The 17902-nt window shown below is 35.9% G+C and carries 11 protein-coding genes; 2 read left to right on the top strand and 9 right to left on the bottom strand.

The features are described 5' to 3' along the window. Positions 1-2: 2 nt before the first annotated feature. Positions 3-464 carry a 2-dehydro-3-deoxyphosphooctonate aldolase gene (locus V7M80_RS03070; protein ID WP_333693959.1) on the bottom strand — a complete coding sequence of 154 codons (462 nt, stop codon included), beginning with the start codon at positions 462-464 and terminating at the stop codon, positions 3-5. 108 nt (positions 465-572) lie between these two features. Here V7M80_RS03070 and V7M80_RS03065 point away from each other — a divergent pair, with 108 nt between their 5' ends. Together V7M80_RS03065 and V7M80_RS03060 are read left to right on the top strand one after the other, a co-directional pair. After that, positions 573-1121 carry a YeeE/YedE family protein gene (locus V7M80_RS03065; RefSeq protein WP_333693957.1) on the top strand — a complete coding sequence of 183 codons (549 nt, stop codon included), beginning with the start codon at positions 573-575 and terminating at the stop codon, positions 1119-1121. A gap of 3 nt (positions 1122-1124) precedes the next feature. After that, complete coding sequence (locus tag V7M80_RS03060; RefSeq protein ID WP_333693956.1) at positions 1125-1538, top strand: DUF6691 family protein; 414 nt, start codon at positions 1125-1127, stop codon at positions 1536-1538. A 28-nt stretch (positions 1539-1566) separates the two neighbouring features. Here the strand turns inward: V7M80_RS03060 and V7M80_RS03055 are convergent, their stop codons facing one another. From V7M80_RS03055 to V7M80_RS03020, 8 genes are all read right to left on the bottom strand, one after another. Continuing rightward, on the bottom strand, positions 1567-2328 hold the full coding sequence (locus V7M80_RS03055) for a glycoside hydrolase family 16 protein (protein ID WP_333693954.1): 762 nt from the start codon (positions 2326-2328) through the stop codon (positions 1567-1569). Position 2329: 1 nt separating this feature from the next. Continuing rightward, positions 2330-4615 (bottom strand): beta-glucosidase BglX, encoded by a 2286-nt coding sequence (bglX, locus tag V7M80_RS03050; protein WP_333693953.1) that lies wholly within the window; start codon positions 4613-4615, stop codon positions 2330-2332. 83 nt (positions 4616-4698) lie between these two features. Further along, positions 4699-6366, bottom strand: a complete 1668-nt coding sequence (locus V7M80_RS03045; RefSeq protein ID WP_333693951.1) for a family 16 glycosylhydrolase — start codon at positions 6364-6366, stop codon at positions 4699-4701. 4 nt (positions 6367-6370) lie between these two features. Beyond that, entirely contained in the window at positions 6371-7924 is a 1554-nt protein-coding gene (locus tag V7M80_RS03040; protein WP_333693949.1) for a hypothetical protein, read from the bottom strand. Between the two features lie 11 nt (positions 7925-7935). Then, the gene (locus V7M80_RS03035; RefSeq protein ID WP_333693947.1) at positions 7936-9414 is read right to left on the bottom strand and encodes a RagB/SusD family nutrient uptake outer membrane protein; all 1479 of its coding nucleotides are present in this window, start codon (positions 9412-9414) and stop codon (positions 7936-7938) included. Between the two features lie 12 nt (positions 9415-9426). After that, complete coding sequence (locus V7M80_RS03030; protein WP_333693945.1) at positions 9427-12468, bottom strand: SusC/RagA family TonB-linked outer membrane protein; 3042 nt, start codon at positions 12466-12468, stop codon at positions 9427-9429. Between the two features lie 251 nt (positions 12469-12719). Further along, positions 12720-15443, bottom strand: a complete 2724-nt coding sequence (locus V7M80_RS03025) for a triple tyrosine motif-containing protein (protein ID WP_333693944.1) — start codon at positions 15441-15443, stop codon at positions 12720-12722. A 191-nt stretch (positions 15444-15634) separates the two neighbouring features. Next, entirely contained in the window at positions 15635-17863 is a 2229-nt protein-coding gene (locus tag V7M80_RS03020) for a T9SS type A sorting domain-containing protein (protein ID WP_333693942.1), read from the bottom strand. Between the last annotated feature and the right edge of the window lie 39 nt (positions 17864-17902).

The raw sequence follows: 17902 nt of genomic DNA, 5'->3' as shown, positions 1-17902 counted from the left end.
AGTTACTCTTCTTTTTTAGCAGTTAACCCTTTAGGTATGAGTAATCTCCCTTTTTCATAGATGTTAAAATACAATCGAAGGGGTTTTGATGCTCCTTCCCAAAAAATTTCATATACATCCAAAAATCCGGCTCCCATATCACTTCTTTTTGTTGGAAACGGACAACAACTTTCCAGTTTCGAATAGGATATTTTTTCACCATTGGGTCCGGCTAGAGCTTTTAGAAAACGTTCTTGATTGATGGTATCATTTACCGTTGAAATATAGAAAATGTTGATGGGATAATCTTTGTCATAACCGTATTTTGGGTCGGTACTCGTCTCGGTCAAAACAAAAGTGTTTTTAGAGTTGAGTAGGGGAGCTGGGGCACTCTCATCTATATTTTTTATGGTGTTTCGGGTACTTATACAAGAGCATAAAGTACCGAAAATAAGAAAACAAGTTAAAGCGATGAATTTCTTCATTTCTATGGTTTTTTATACTCCAAAAGTACATTTTTTTTGTGAATATGAACTTCTTTTTTGATTTGTTAGAACCAATTACAAACTCTATTTTTGCTTAAAAATAATAGTATGGAATATCTTTCACAAACTTGGCATTGGTCTATATCCGGTTTTCTTATTGGTGCGGTCATGCTTTTACTCATTTATTTTGGAAAAACTTTTGGTATGTCATCCAATTTACGTTCGTTATGTGCAATGACAGGTATGGGTAAATATGTTCCTTTTTTTGATTGGGATTGGAAAAGTCAACGGTGGAATTTAGTAGTTGTTTTAGGAGCTATGTTTGGGGGATTTTTAGCTGTTCATTTTTTGCATAGCGATTCAAATGTATCTCTTAATCCTAAAACCATAGAACAATTGCAAAGCCTTCAAATTGATGAGCCAAATGGAAAAATGCTACCCGATGCACTTTTTAATAATCTCTCACCTCAAAACATTTTGCTTTTAATTTTGGGTGGTTTTTTGATTGGATTTGGAAGCCGGTATGCAGGCGGTTGTACTTCGGGTCATGCTATTTCCGGATTGAGCAATTTACAGCTTCCTTCATTAAAAGCTGTTATTGGATTTTTCATAGGAGGACTACTTATGGCTCACTTTATTTTACCTTTAATTTTTTAAGCAATGAAATTAGTTAAGTTTTTTTTAGTTGGTCTCTTATTTGGAATTGTACTTACAAAAGCCGAAGCGGTTTCTTGGTATCGCATTTATGAAATGTTTCATTTTCAATCGTTTCATATGTATGGAATAATTGGAGTAGCCATTATCACAGGTATAATTGGGATTCAATTTATAAAGAGAAAAAAAGTAAAGGATACGGATGGTTTACCAATTGAAATTTTAGATAAAGAGAGTGGTAATATACGCTATTGGATGGGTGGTACATTGTTTGGATTAGGTTGGGGATTGGTAGGAGCTTGCCCCGGACCAATTTTTATTCTTCTAGGTGCCGGTTTTTATAACGTAGCTTTGGTTTTGTTTGGTGCAGTTTTGGGAACATTTGTATATGGTTTGTTCAAAAACAAATTACCACATTAAAAAAAGTTCCTCATTTGAGGAACTTTTTTTATTGATAAACTTTGATGTAGTCAATGATAAATTCTTGAGGGAATAGGGAATCATCTACTTTTGGCCCCCCAAAATTTCCTCCAATTGCCACATTAAGAATAAAATAAAAGGGCTGATTGAAGGGCCATACGGCTTCGCTTTTGTCTTTAGGATGAAAAGTATATACCACTTTACCATCAACATAAAAGTCCATTTTCTCAGAAGTCCAATCCACACCATAGGTATGGAAACCTTCTTCTATTGATTCAATTTTGGTTTTTTTAGTATTTATCGTATTTCCATGGCTGGCTTGAGTATGTAAGGAAGTAAATATCATTTGAGGTTCTTTTCCCACATATTCTAAAATATCTATCTCACCACACAAAGGCCAACCAACTGTTTTTATATTGGACCCTAGCATCCAAAATGCGGGCCATATTCCGTGACCAACCGGAATTTTAGCTCGAGTTTCAATATATCCGTACTTAAATTCAACTTTAGCAGCTGTTGTAATTCGAGTTGAGGTATACTGATGGGCTTCTTTTTTGGCTGTAATGGTGAGCATACCCTCATTTACAACATGATTATTTTGGGTGTAGATCTGTCTCTCATTATTTCCCCACCCACATAGATTAGGGCAACCGTCACCGAGTTCAAAGTTCCAAATTTTCTCATCCAATTGAGTACCATTAAAGTCTTCAATCCAAACTAATTTTTTTCCTTCGGTTTGTCCAAATGCCAATATTGTTACACTAAGTGCAAGTAAAAAGATTTTTTTCATCTTATTCGTATTTAAATTGGGCTTCTAAAGAAGTGTAAGAACTTCCACCAATAAATAAATTAAATTTTCCGGGTTCGGCTTCCCATTTTTGATTGGCAGAATAAAATTCTAAGGTTTTTTCGTCTATAGTAAATGACACTTTTTGGGTTTCACCGGGTTTAAGAGAAACAAGTTCAAAACCCTTTAACTCTCTAACAGGTCTGGTAACACTTGCTACCAAATCTCTAATATAAAGCTGAGCCACCTCTTTGCCTTCCACTTTTCCAGTATTGGTAAGGTCAAACGAAACGGTAATTTTTCCATTCTTTTTCAAGGTATTCGAATCAAGTTTTAAATTCGAGTAGCGAAAAGTTGTGTAACTCAAACCGTGACCAAACGGATAAAGAGGAGTGTTTTCACTATCGATATAATGGGACCAAAAAACACTTTCCGGTTCATTGGCCGAGGGTCTACCTGTATTTTTATAGTTATAATAAATAGGAACTTGTCCAACATTTCTAGGGAATGTCATTGGTAGTTTACCACTTGGATTGTAGTCACCATACAAAACTTGTGCTATGGCATGTCCGCTTTGAGTACCTAAATGCCAGGTTTCAAGGATTGCCGGAATGTTTTTATCGGCCCATTCAATAGCCAATGGTCTTCCGTTTGTTAAAACCAAGACAATATTAGGATTCACTTTATAAATGGTTTCCAATAGCTCTTGTTGTACTCCGGGTAAACCTAAGTCAGTTCGGCTTCTTCCTTCACCGGATTGCAAACCATGTTCACCCAATACCATAATTACAACATCAGCATTTTTTGCAGCTTGAATCGCTTTAGGAAATCCGCTTTTATCAGTCGTGTTAATTTTGGTTTCTTGAATGAATTTAGGTTCTCCTAGAGCAACATCGGCTCCTTTTTCGTAAACGATAGTATTGTCGGGATATTTTTTCAATCCTTCCAAAACAGATACCGCTGTTCCATCATCTGCTCCAATTCTCCAACTTCCTAAAGGACTGGTTTTGTCATCTGCCAATGCACCAATAACGGCAATTTTTTGACCGGATTTTGACAATGGCAATAAGTTGTTTTGATTTTTAAGTAAAACGATTGACTTTTTAGCCATATCTAAAACTGTCTTGTGAAATTCGGGCTTGCCAATGGTTTCAGCCTCTCTTTTTTCATCACAATATTTATAAGGATTTTCAAACAGACCCAATTCAAATTTTACTCTAAGTATTCTTCGTACGGCATCATCTATATCACTTTCTTTTACTTTGTTTTCTTTTACTAGTGTTACCAAATGCTCAACAAAACCCGAAGATTCCATATCCATATCAGAACCAGTATTGGCTGCTTTCTGAGCCGCATCTTTTAAATCTTCTGCATACCCATGAGCAATCATTTCGGCCATAGAACCCCAATCAGAGACTACAAATCCGTCAAAATTCCATTCTTTTTTTAAAAGATCTCTTTGAAGGTAAGAGTTTCCGGTAGCAGGTATTCCGTCAAGTTCATTAAACGCATTCATAAACGTTCGAACTCCGGCATCTACTGTAGCTTTAAAAGGAGGCAAAATAACATTGTGCAATGTATTGTGGCTGATATCTACAGTATTGTAATCTCTTCCGGCTTCTGCAAAGCCATAGGCAGCAAAATGTTTGGTACAAGCAGCCAAAGTAAATTCATTAGACAAATCGTCACCTTGAAAACCTTTTACACGTGCTACAGCAATTTGACTTCCCAAATAGGGGTCTTCACCGGCACCTTCCATGACACGTCCCCAACGTGCGTCTCTTGATATATCAACCATGGGTGCAAACGTCCAGTTTAATCCGGTGGAGGCTGCTTCTGCTGCTGCAATTTCTGCCGATTTTTTAATGGCTTCCAAATCCCAACTGGCTGCTTCTGCCAGAGGTATCGGACTTATAGTTTTGTATCCGTGTACAACATCAAAACCAAATAGAAGAGGAATACCCAAGCGTGTTTCTTCTACAGCAATTTTTTGAAGAGCTCTTACTTCTTTAACACCTTTTACGTTGAGCATAGATCCAACCCAACCTTTTTTTAAGTGTTCGTATTTGATAGCAGCTTGACCTTCTTTGGGTGTTGGACCTGTGGCATCCCAAAATCCGTTATATTGATTCATTTGGCCTACTTTTTCTTCGAGAGTCATCAAACTCATAACCGAGTCAATTTGGGATTCAAAATTTTGAGATGAGTTACTTTTGGTAGACTTGTTTGAGCAAGAATGGAGTATCCATACCAAAAGGAATATGAAATATTTTGAATAGGATAATTTCATTTTATTTTTTTTAAGTTAAGTTAGAAGTACAAAAAGGCTTGCAATACAAGCCTTTTTTAAAACTTAAACCAATTGTACTACTTTTATTGATACACTCTTACATAATCTACTTCCATACTAGATTGGGTAAATGCAGGATCTATAGAACCACCAAAAGTTCCACCCATTGCAACGTTTAATATCAAGAAGAAATCTGCGTTAAATGGGAGTGAAGGGTTGTTATTGAATGTTTGGTATAACTGCCCGTCAACAAAGAATCGAATGGTGTTTGCGTTCCAAATCACAGAGTAGACATGGAATTCAGAAGAAACATTAGAAACCGTAGTAGTATTTGTTACCGCATTTCCTCCCGAATTTCCGGGAAAGTGTAATGATCCGTGAATAACTCCCGGCTGATTTCCTTTGTGTTCCATGATGTCAATTTCACCACAAGTTGGCCATGAAACTTGAGCAAAATTTGCTCCAAGCATCCATGCTGCCGGCCAAGTACCACCCCCAACAGGCAATTTGGCTCTAACTTCTACTTTACCATAAGTAAAATCAAATTTACCTTCGGTTTTGATACGAGCCGATGTATAATTCGATCCCATAAAGTTTTGAGCTTTCGCAGTAATTCTCAATACTCCATCTTGAACAATGATGTTCTCACTACTGCTGGTGTAGTATTGTGCTTCACCATTACCCCAGCCACCGGCACCAATATCGTAACCCCAATTTGAAGGGTTTGGAGCCCCATTGGTATCAAATTCATCTGCCCAAATCAGATTTGTGAAATCATCATTTCCACCTCCACCGGAGCCTTGTTCGTTTACAGGAGTTGTAGTAAAAATATGGTACCAAGCTAATCCGGCATCATTTCCGGGTACAGCTCTTACAATCATTCTGTTCTCAGTGATGGATAATATTTCATAAGTGCTTTGACCTATGTAATACCCCATAAAGCCGCCATCAGAAAAAGTCATACTAGTGCCTCTGGTTTTATCTAAATTTGTGGTCATCAATATAGATTCTGAGGGCCCTAATAACACGGTTTTCTCTCCGGATACATCAAAAGGCAAACACAAGTCTGAACCTCCGCCACCGCCACCAACGCTGTTATATGCCGCATTAAAGAAAGTTCTTCCACCGTTGTTATTACTAAATTTAAGAGTTCCATTGGCATCCAAACTAAACGTCATTTCTGTTTCATACAAACAGCTACTCTCTGGAGAACCTGCTTTTTCAAAAGGAGCTGCACTGTAATAATTAGGTCTAAAATTGTTATCCGGATTTGTGCTGTTTTCACCAACACCTAAATGACCGGGCTCAGAGGCAGACCAATACCATCTTTTTGTACTTCCACCTGTTAAAAAGCTCACAGCCTCATCATCTGTAAAATTACTAAATACAGTAACCTCAAATGTTGTACTGGTTGAAACTCCGGCAGTTCCACTAACCACCAAACTTACTTCATAGGTATTGGTGCCATTTTGAGTAAATCGTTTGGTGTAAATCCCACTTGGGGCATTCGCATTGGTTCCATCGCTAAAATAAAATTTATAGTTGGTAGCACCTTGTGCTGTTACTCTAAATGTAACAATTCCGGAACCATCTCCATTGGGATTTTCGGCATCTTGCCCTTGAATTTCAGTAATGATTTGAATACTTTCCGGATTGATGATTGCACCAAATTTGGCATCATCATCCTGACAACTCACAAATACAAAGAGTGTCAACAGAAAAAGAGAAATTGATTTTAAAATATTTTTCATAGCATTAATTTGTTAGTTGAATGTCGTCAAAGTAATAAGAAGCACCTGTTCCAGAGGTTCCGAAAGCGAAGAATACCACTACTCTTTGGTATTGATTGGCATTGTTAATACCGGTAAAATCAAAAGTTAATTCTTCCCATGAATTGGCTACGGTGTTGGTTACCGGAACTTCAACGTTTATGGAAGGATTATTTAAGTTTTCGAGTTTCATAAGAACTACAATTCCCGATTGAGGTGCCCAAGTTTTCATTTTTATTTTTTGTAAAGATGAAAAATCAATTGGAACATCCAATTCGATGAAAGAGCCTGCCCAAACCTCTGATCCACTGTTTTTTACCAATCTACCCACTTTGGCACTGGTATTTATTCCCGTTTGACTTGGGTTGTTGATTACTTCGGTATTTGCTCCACCAAAATTTAGAAACGAATAATTTAAGTTCGAATTTTCAAATGTTAATGGTAGTTTTAATTCTTCTTGTCCATCTGTTAACATGATATCATCAAAGTAATAATTGGCACCATTTCCATTGTTTCCAAAGTCAAAAAACAAAACAACCGTTTGATAATTATTTGCATTGTTGATGCCATCAAAATTAAAAATTAAAGTTTCCCATGTATTGGCAACTGTAGTAACTTGATCTACCTCTACATTTATATTGGGATTACTTGCATTTTCTAACTTCAGTTTTACGGTTGCCCCGGCAACTGGAGACCAAGTTTTAACGCTAATTTTTTGTTGTGAACTAAAGTTTATTGGAGCATCTAAAACCAAAAGCGAACCAGCCCAAACTTCTGAACCTGCAGATTTGGTTAATCTACCTACTCGAGCACTTGTATTGTTTGCCCCAATGTCCGGATTATTTACTACTGTTGAGAAAGCTCCACCAAAACTGATAAAGTTATAATTTAAAGTTGGCGATTCAAAAGTTACGGGTAAGAGTAACGGGTCAAAAATGGTTACATTTTGAACGGATTCTGTAGTAGCGGCACCACCACTATAGGCTACAACTCGAACTTGATACGTACCAATCGTTTGATAGGTATGTGAAACCGTTTGACCTTCGTTAAATTGAATTGGAGTTTCATTTGGATTTTCACCAAAAAATACCTCAAAATAGGTTTCAAAGTCAGCAGTTGCCGTTAGGTTAATTTTGTAAGCATTTCCAATTTCAGGACTGATGTTCACACTCAAATTTTCGGGGGCTACAAAAGTTACGGTTAGATTTTGAGTTATTTCTGTTTCTAAACCGGTAATCCCAACACCCACAATCCGTACGGTATAGTTACCTTCGGCATAGGTGTGTGTAATAGCTTGCCCGGGTGATACTTGCCCGGGATTTTGAGTTCCGTCACCAAAGTAGATTTTATAAATCGTTGCACCGGTTCCGTTTGGTCTAATGGTTACCAATCCGGAATTGTTTTGCGTAATTGTGAATAAGGCACTTAGATTACTAGGTGCAGAAACATCATCAAGAAATGCATCGCTGTAATCGTCAGATGAGCAGGAGTACACGAGTACTAACGCAATTAAACTGAATAAAGAAATTATTTTTTTCATAGTGTAATTTTTTAATAATTTGGATTTTGAGACCAATTTCCGTTTGAAAATTGTATTTCTTCAATCGGAATAGGGAAGACTTCATGTTTGTTTGCTATGAATCCCGGAATGGTTTGTGCTGCTTTACCTGTTCTTACCAAGTCAAAGAAGCGATGCCCTTCACCCATTAGTTCTAATCTTCTTTCGGCCCAAATAGCATCGGTTAGTGCAGCTCCACTAGCTGTTATGTCGTTGTTTGAGTTTCCAAAGGCACGTCTTCTCACTTCATTTAAGTAAAAGCGAGCTTTAGAATCATCTATACCTCCTCTGTTAAATGCTTCTGCAGCCATTAGTAATACATCGGCATAGCGAATGGCTCTGTAATTATTGGGATTGGTTAGATTTAAATCGCCAGCGGCTTGACTGCTACGAACTCGAGGTAAATATTTTCTATTAAAGAACCCCGTATGCTCATTTCCGGTACCATAAGTAGCTCCGGTTTGTGCTGCCCAAGTTTCAATGTTTAAAATTGCAATATCTCTTCGTAAATCTCCGGCAGAATAGGCATTATAAGCCTCTGCTGTTGGAACATTAAAACTAAATCCGGATGAAAATAGTGGTCCGCTATAGTTTCTGATTCCGTTAAAACCAACGGCAACATTTCCTTCACTACATTGTAGGCAACCAAATCCGGCACCTTCAACATCGGTATATTGCACCTCAAAAACAGATTCCGGACCATTTTCTTGAGAAAATTCAAAGAGAGTACTGTAGTTTTGAATTAAAGAATATCCACCGGTAACTTGAATTAAATTGTCTAAAGTGGTAGCCGCAAGATTGAATTTATTTTGATACAAATACACTTTTCCAAGTAGAGCCTGTGCGGCACCTTTTGTTGCTCTTCCCACTTGAGGAGCCGTTACACTTAAATTATCAACCGCAAATTGTAAATCGGCTTCAATAGATGCATAAACATCAGCTACAGAAGATCTGGGAATTACTTTTTCATCTCCAATTTTGAAACGAGCATCACCTTTGAGCGGAATTCCTCCAAACCATTTAACCAATTCAAAGTGATAGTAAGCTCTTAGGAATCTGGCTTCGGCAATGATTTGATTTTTTCCAGGAAAATCAGTTTTATCTTTGAATTCGAGAATATAACTAGCTCTATTTACACCGGCAAACATCCAACCCCATAAATCTCTTAAATTGGAATTAACAGGCGTATGAATCATATCATCAATTTGTTGGAATCCAATAACATCTGTAGGGTTTTCACCACCACATAGGGTATTATCAGAGGCAATTTCACCCAACATAGCATTTAAATAAGTACTTTGTAGCAAATCATAGGCTGCTACTAGAGCATTGTAATAATCGGTTTCGGAGTTGAAATAGTTTTCGGAATCAATAGAATATTCTGGAGTTCTATCTACAAAATCATCGCTACAGGATGTTGAATTCATCAAAAATCCTAGTATCATTAACGGTAGTATTATTTTATTTTTCATTTTCTTGGATTTTTAGAAGTTAACATTTAAGCCTAACATATACATTCTGGGAACGGGGTAGAATCCAAAGTCAATTCCGCCACCAATTGGGGCTCCACTTGAAGCACCGGGATCAAAACCTCTATATTTTGTAAAAGTGTACAAATTATTTACCGCAGCATACATACGTACTTTGGTTAGACCGGTTTTACCTAGGACAGAGCTTGGAATGGAATAACCCAATTGAATATTTTGGATCCGAATGTAAGAGGCATCTTCTACAAAATAATCAGAGAATACATTATTACTAGTAGCACCGGTTGTAACTCTAGGCACTGTGTTGCTGGTACCTTCTCCGGTCCATCTATCAAGTACATAATTCAAACGGTTAGCATCAGAAAGTGTTCTTTCGTAGTTTCGAACCATATCATTTCCAACAGAAGCGAATGTGTAGGCTGAGAAATCAAAATTACCATAGTTAAATTGAACATTAAAACCCATTACTGCATCCGGAATTGGATCACCAATGTTAGTTCGGTCACGTGTATCAATTACACCATCTCCGTTAATATCTACAAACCGAATATCACCCGGTACCGCATTAGCTCCCAAAGCTACTTGAGAGGGGTGTGCATCAACTTCGGCTTGATTTTGGAATAAACCGTCTGTTTTGTAGCCAAAGAAATAACCGATAGGCATTCCTACTTCCATACGTGATGGTGCGGGTTGTCCTACACCAAATGCACCGCCTTCAATAAACTGTGTTCCATTATTTACTTCTAAAACTTTGTTTTTTAAGAAAGTTACGTTGTATCCGATAGAGAAACTGGCTTTTTCGGATAATTGATCTTTGTAGGTTAAAGCTAATTCAAAACCACTATTACGAACTGTTCCGGCATTGATAGTAGGAGCAGCACCACCCGGAGCCGTTACTCCGGTAATTCCGGATACCGGTATATTGGGTATTAATAAATCTTTACGAGTATCAATAAAGTAATCGGTTACTACTTCTAGTTTATCATTAAAGAATTTAGCATCTAAACCAATATCAAATTTTTGAGCTTCTTCCCATTTCAAATTTGGGTTTGGCAATTGTCCGATAGCTGTACCATTTACGATTGAACCGTCAAAAACATAGGTAGCTTCTCCGGTTAATAGTGAAAGGTAACCATTATTTGGAATTTGGTCATTTCCTACAGTTCCATAACTTAAACGTAATTTCAGAGCATTAAACTTTTCGGTTTTAGGGAAAAAGTTTTCATCAGAAATATTCCATCCAGCTGTAAATGAAGGAAAGTAACCCACTCTGTTATCCGGGCCAAATTTGGTTGATGCATCTCTTCTAATTATGGCAGAAAATAAATATTTTCCGGCATAATCGTATTGAAGTCTTCCAAAATATGACAATCTTCTTTCGTCGTACTCGTAAGAAGAATTGGGCTTAATATCTACAATTCCGGTTGTTAAAGATATATCTGCAAATTGCCATGAGTTGTTTGGAACATCAAAACCGGTTGCAAAAAGTCCGTTACCCCATTGTTTGAAAATGGTAGTTCCTGCAGTTGCAACTATATTGTGTTTTTCATTCAAAACTTTGGCATAGGTTCCATACAAATCAAAAGAATAGTCATTATCATTTACATTGCTTTGAGTAACACTACTTCTTACAACATCAAAAACTTTTCCACCATAATTTACTTGTTTTGCAAAACTTTTTCCTCTGCTGTTTGAGGTGTTGAAACCTATTCTTCCGGATAGTTTAAAATCGGTAGTTAATTTGTAATCCAAACCAACGGTACCGTTTAATTTTTTGAAATCAAAATTGTTGTACGTATTAGCAATTTGAGCCAAAGGGTTAATAATTTCGTTTCCTAAGCCCGCGGTACTAGGTACCAAAGTAAAATCGCCGTTACTATCAAAAGGAGTTAACGTGGCCGGTGTATTTAAGGCATTAAATAAAACAGAACCTAAACCATTTTCATTAAGTGTTTTTCTATTAAAATAGGTATAGATAATATTGGTTTGAAGTTTTAACTTGTCAGTCAAATCTGCACCCAAAGCCAAACGGGCTGTATTTCTTAAAAATCCGGATTTATTCTGACCTACGATACCTTCTTGATCCAAGTGTGAACCACTCAACGAATAATTCATTTTTTCTGATCCTCCCGAAACGGTAAAATCGTGATTGGTAACCGGAACCCCTCTAGAGAATACTTCTCTTTGCCAATTGGTACCTTGGCCTAATCCGGTTACATTTGGGTAGGGTAAAGGCTGACCCCCATTTGCATAACTTTCATTCAACAACAATGCATATTCTGTTGCATTTAAGAGAGGAAGTTCTCTGCTGGTTTCTTGGAATCCCATGTAAGTATTGTAAACAAAAGAGGCTTTGGCATTTCTTTTTCCTGATTTGGTTGTAATTAATACAATACCATTGGCACCTATTGTACCGTATATTGCGGCTTGAGCGTCTTTTAGAATGGTAATAGTTTCAATGTCGTTTGGGTTCAATAAACCTAATTCTCCAACGTATCCGTCAATAATTACTGTAGGTCTATTTTCGCCATTGGTAGCAATACCTCTAATACGTATGTCTAAATCAGCACCAGGAGCTCCGGAACGTGTAGTTACGTTAACCCCGGCAACGGTTCCTTGAAGTGCTTGCTCTACTTTTATAGGTTTAAGAGCGTCTAAGGTTTTAGCATCTACAACAGACACAGCACCGGTAACCTCTTTGCGTTTTTGAGTACCATATCCAATTACTACAACTTCATCAAGAGATTTTGTGTCTTCTTGTAATGTAATAGTAATTTTTTCTGTTTTTGTTACTTTGTATTCCACAGATGTGTATCCTATGGAGCTAAAAACAAGTGTGGAACCGTTTGGTACTTTGTTGAGTTCAAATTTTCCATCAAAATCAGATGAGGTTCCCTTGGTAGAGCCTTTTACAACTATGTTTACTCCCGGAAGGCCTAGGCCGGAAGCATCAGTTACTATTCCACTTATATCATATTCTTGTGACCAACACAAAGAAGCGAAAAGAAGGAACGCTGTGACAAATAAATTAGACTTCATATAGATGTTATTTTGTGAATTCTAAAATTAAAATTATAGTTTGAAAAGATTCAAAAATGGACTACAACAAAAAATATACATCGTAAAAAAAACTTAATTTTATTTTACTTTTCGTAAAAGAAGACCCTATATAATGCAGTATTCATAGTGTTAAGGAAATCTTATTTTTTAGTAAAAAATTAGGATTTACTTGCAATTACAACGTTTTTGTTGAGGTGATGTTGAGGTCTTTTTGTTGTTTTTGTATAGGCTTATATAGATAAAATGTACTCAACAAGTCCTTTTTCGTGAGGTAAGTCCATTTTTTTTCTCAAACGGTACCTTTTTATTTCCACACTACGAACCGAAATGTTAAGTAAGGGAGCAATTTCTTTGGAAGATAAATTCAATCTTAAATAGGCAGTAAGTCTCAAATCGTTTGGAGTAAGTGAAGGATGAGCGTTCTTTATTTTTTTAAGAAAATCCTTATCAGCGTTGTTAAAGGCATCCACAAAAACATTCCAAGTATCTTCTTCATTGATGTTTTTGTTTATGGTAGATATAACTGATTTTAAGCTTTTACTACCACTTTCAGAATTTTTCAAATCATCTTTAATCATTGCCAACAATTCATTCTTTTTAATTAAGCTCATTGTTGAAGCCGCTAGTTCTTTATTCTTGTTTTCAAAATCCTGTTCAAGTTGTTGGTTTTTAATTCGCATCAACTCTTGTTCCGTCTCTAACTCTTTTATTTCTAAAAGTCTGTTGTTTTCTTCAATTAATTTTTCTTGCTGTTTGTAATAGTATTTTTGATAAGCTTTATTGATAAAATAAGCCATTATTAAGAGAAGAATGGTGTAAATTACCAATGCGGTATTGGTAAGATACCAAGGTTTGAGAATTGTAAAAGTGTATTTCTCTGTATTTTCTGTAATAGAATTTCCAATTTTTGCTCGAACAGAAAAAGTGTAGGTACCCGGCTGTAAGTTTTTAAAATTTACTGTAGATTTTCCACTCCATTCACTCCATTCGTTTTGAACCCCCTTTAACAAATACTGAAATTCTGCCATAATGTATTTGTTGTATTCCGGAACGGTATAGGAAAAAGTAATATTGTTTTCATCAAATTTAAAATTTCCATCAGTAGCTAATGGAATACTAATGAGCGATTCGTTTTGTTTGTTTGTAGAAATATTGGTAAGGTGAACCAAATAATTATTAAAGATTAATTCATCAATATTAATACTATAATATCCATCGGTTGTTCCTATCAAATATTGTGAGTCTGACAATTGTGTTATGTTTTCATAGCCTAACATAGAGTTGGTTAGGCTGGAAGGTATTGGAATTGCATAATGTTCTAATTCGGGAGTTAATTTACCATACGAAAAATAGTTGATGTAATTTCTAGAGAAAAACCATAAGCGGTTTGAATTATCGGGCATTAATTTACCTGAAATATATTCATTGTTTTCTGTTATTTTACTCAGTTTTGCATCTCGGGAAAACGAATTTTTAGACGAATTAAAAACATAGAATCCCTCTTTATTGCAATAGTAGATTTTATTGTTGTACTTAGTTAATCCTGCATTTTTGCCTTTTTTTGGAGATTTAAAGGTTTCAAATTGAATCACTTTGGAATTTTCCGGATTGAGTTTTAGTTTAAAAATTCCTTTGTATTCGTGACTTACGAGTATTTCATTTTTAGATAGCCATTCAAAATATTTGCTGGAATAATCAAATCCATTGATTTTATTCTTAAAAATCCAACGGCCATTTATTCGTTCCAAAAGTGATAATCCGTAGTAATTTCCTTGAACAATTTGATTTGGGTTTTCAGGTTTGGCTTCAAATTTCCAGGTCCCAGATTCGTTAAAAATGGGAAAGGCTTTATTGTTTTCTATTAGAAATGTTCCGGCATCGTGACCGCATAGTAATGTGTTATCATAAACAAACAATGACCAAACTTGACCTTTGGTTCCTGCTATGAATTGAAAATTGTCCTCTCCAGTTCTTTTAAAAAACAAACCTTGATTGGTACCAATATAAAGGTTGTTTTGGAAGAGTGCCGAGCAGTATACTGTTCCTAATATCCCGGTTTCATCAGAGTAGCTTCTAATGGGTGAAGCTAGGTTGATGCAATTGATTCCATTATCTAGTCCTACCCAAAGGTTTTGTTCACCATCTTCAAACAGTGATAGAGCAGTGTTGTTACTTATTCCTTTGTTTTGGGTAATGTGATATTGTGTTTTTCCATTAGAATCAATTATAAAAATTCCATTTGAAACGGTTCCTAATATTATTCCATTTGTACTGCTTTTTTGGGCACAATATATGCTACTTTCATTCAAGTTAGAGTCAGAATCTGTAATCCATTTTTGAACACTTTTGTCTTTGTATTCATAAATGCCATTAAATTGGGTAACCATTAAAAGTGAATTACCTTTTTTAAATAAAGCGACAATTTTGTTCTGAATAAAAAAACTTTCCTTGGAAATCAGTTTACTTTTTCCATTTTCAATCTCAAAAAGACCGTTTGATACTGTTTGAAAGTAAATAGATTTACCAACAACATAAGCTTTAAAAATAGGATTTTTGGGATTTACAATTTGAAAATTTTCAGTTTGCGTATCGTAAATGAAAATTTGATTTAAAGATTGAAAAACGACCCACTTGCCAAATTCCAAGATATTCCAAAATTGTTCGTCATCAAGGATTTTACTTTTTATTTTTGGGGTTAAAGAGGTGTATTCCAAGATACCATTGCTTGCTCGTTTCCAATAGCCAAAATCCATGTAACAACCGGTATATATTTTATCTTGGATTATTTTGACAGAACGAATTATCGTTTCATTAGGTGTAGGGTATAGCAACCAATCGGTTCCATTATGTTCTAACAATCCTTCATTGTTTGCAAAAAATAAGAACTTGTTTTTGTCTTGACTAATCATCCAATTTTGATTTCCAGCTTTGTATGTAGTTGGAGAAAATTTCATAATTGGAGGTAGTTCTTGTCCAAAGGACCCGAAGCAAATGGTCAAAATCCAGAGTGAAATGTAACGTTTCAAAGGTTGTTTTTTGAGTTTAAGAAACTAAAGATACGATTAAACCTTAAAAGTGAAAAATGATAACCCAAAAAAAGCACGTTTTAAAAAAAACGTGCTTTTCAAAATGATAAACTAGTGCATTATAATTTTATGAAACGAATGGATTTGAATGAATTTTGATTGCGAGTTTGAATTATGTAAACTCCTGCATTTAATTGGTCAATATTTATTTGACTTTCTTGCTCTGTTGGTATTACAGATTTTATCAATTGACCACTTAGATTGTAAATTGCTATTTCATCAGGAATAAATTCTGACCTAATATTTATAATGCTTGAAGTTGGATTGGGATAAACTATTGTTTTTTCTTCCTCGTAAGATACTAATGATAAGTTGGTTCCGGTTTGAATATCATCAAAATAATAGTTTTCGCCTGTTCCGTTTTGACCAAAATTAAAAAATACAACCACTCTCTGATAGTTATTGGCATTTGCAATACCGGGGAAATTAAAAGTAAGTTCTTCCCATTGATTGGCAACGGTGTTAACAACATCAACTTCAATATTAATTGCAGGATTAGCTAAGTTTTCCAGTTTGAGTTTTACAATTCGACCCGATTGAGGAGCCCAAGTTTTGATTTTAATAGATTCAGATGAACTAAAATCAATAGGTTGAGATAATTCAATAAATGAACCTGCCCAAATTTCAGAACCTGCATTTTTGTTTAATCTTGCTACGTTACCGGAGGTGTTGATTCCACTAGCATCCGGATTAGCAATTTTTTGAGTTGTTGCACCTCCAAAGTTTGTAAAGTTATACGTAAGCGTTGTTGATTCAAAATCCAATGGTAATGTTACACCTTCCACAACACTTTCTACAGTTTGGATATCATCAAAATAATACGAATTACCGTTGCCAGAAACTCCAAAATTGAAGAAGATAACCACTCTTTGGTAATTGTTTGCATTAACAATTCCCGGAAACGTAAATGTGAGCTCCTCCCAAGCATTTGCAACCGTATTGATTACATCAACTTCGGTACTAATATTCGGATTGGCTAAATTTTCTAACTTTAACTTAACGGTTATCCCAGATTGTGGAGACCAAGTTTTTACTTTAATGACTTGAGAGTTTGAAAAATCTATCGGACTTACTAATTCAATAAAAGATCCCGCCCAAACTTCGGCACCTGAATTTTTTGTTAATCGGGCTACATTACCCGATGTGTTGATTCCTGACATATCCGGATTGGCAATTTTTTCGGTTACAGCTCCACCAAAATCAGTGAATGAATAGGTTAAAGTGGATGATTCAAAAGTTAGGGGCAGGGTTACACCTTCAATTTGACTAGAAACGGTTTGAATGGAATCAAAATAATAGGAATTTCCGTTTCCGGATACTCCAAAGTTAAAGAAAACAACCACTCTTTGGTAATTGTTTGCATTTACGATTCCCGGAAAATTAAAAGTAAGTTCTTCCCAAGCTCCCGCAACTGTGTTAACCACATCAACTTCAGTATTTATTGCCGGGTTAGCCAGATTTTCTAATTTTAATTTTACAGTAATTCCGGATTGAGGAGACCAAGTTTTTATTTTAATACTTTGTGAGGAACTAAAATCTATAGGGGTTCCCAGTTCGATAAAAGAACCCGCCCAAATTTCGGCACCTACATTTTTGGTTAATCGAGCAACATTTGCCGATGTGTTTAAACCACTCATATCCGGGTTGGCTATTTTGGTCGTAACAGCACCTCCAAAATCTGTGAAAGAATACGTTAAGGTTGAAGATTCGAAATCTAAAGGAAGAGTAGGAAGTAAAGGATTAATAACCGGAGGTCCAAATACGATATTGTCTATAAAGCAAATGTTGTCAGAAGTTCTTCCATTTTGAAAGTCAGGAAAAATAATTATTTGATCGTTGGTTTCGCCAATTTTACTGGAAAAGTCAAATACCAGTTCTTCCCACTGATTAACTAGGGTATTTGCAACTTTAATTTCACCAGTAGAAGCATTTGTTGAAGTAGCAAATTTGATACCTACATCACTAATAACCGATTTCCAAACCATAATTCGTACGGTTGCATTGGCTGATGTGAGTGTAAACGTACCAATTCCGGCTCCATGAGAACTTTCAAATCCCGCAAAAGGTTGTCCCGATTGCAAAGCTGTAAACTTAGCTACCGTAGCAGAGGTGTTTGCACCACTTGGATCTGGATTAGGTATGATCTCAACCGCAGGATTGCTGCCATTCTCAAAAGTGGTCCATGTCCAAGCAGCTCCAGGCTCTCCGTTTTCAAAAGTTATGGGAGCATTTTGGCTAATTGAAATTGTAGATATCATAAGTATCCACAGTAAAGTAATTTTTTTCATAGAATAGAGTTTTTTATGTTAGTTTATCATTTTGTAAAA

It is taken from the genome of Flavobacterium sp. (assembly GCF_036759525.1).
GTDB lineage: Bacteria > Bacteroidota > Bacteroidia > Flavobacteriales > Flavobacteriaceae > Flavobacterium.
This window is presented reverse-complemented; position numbering and strand designations above follow the sequence as displayed.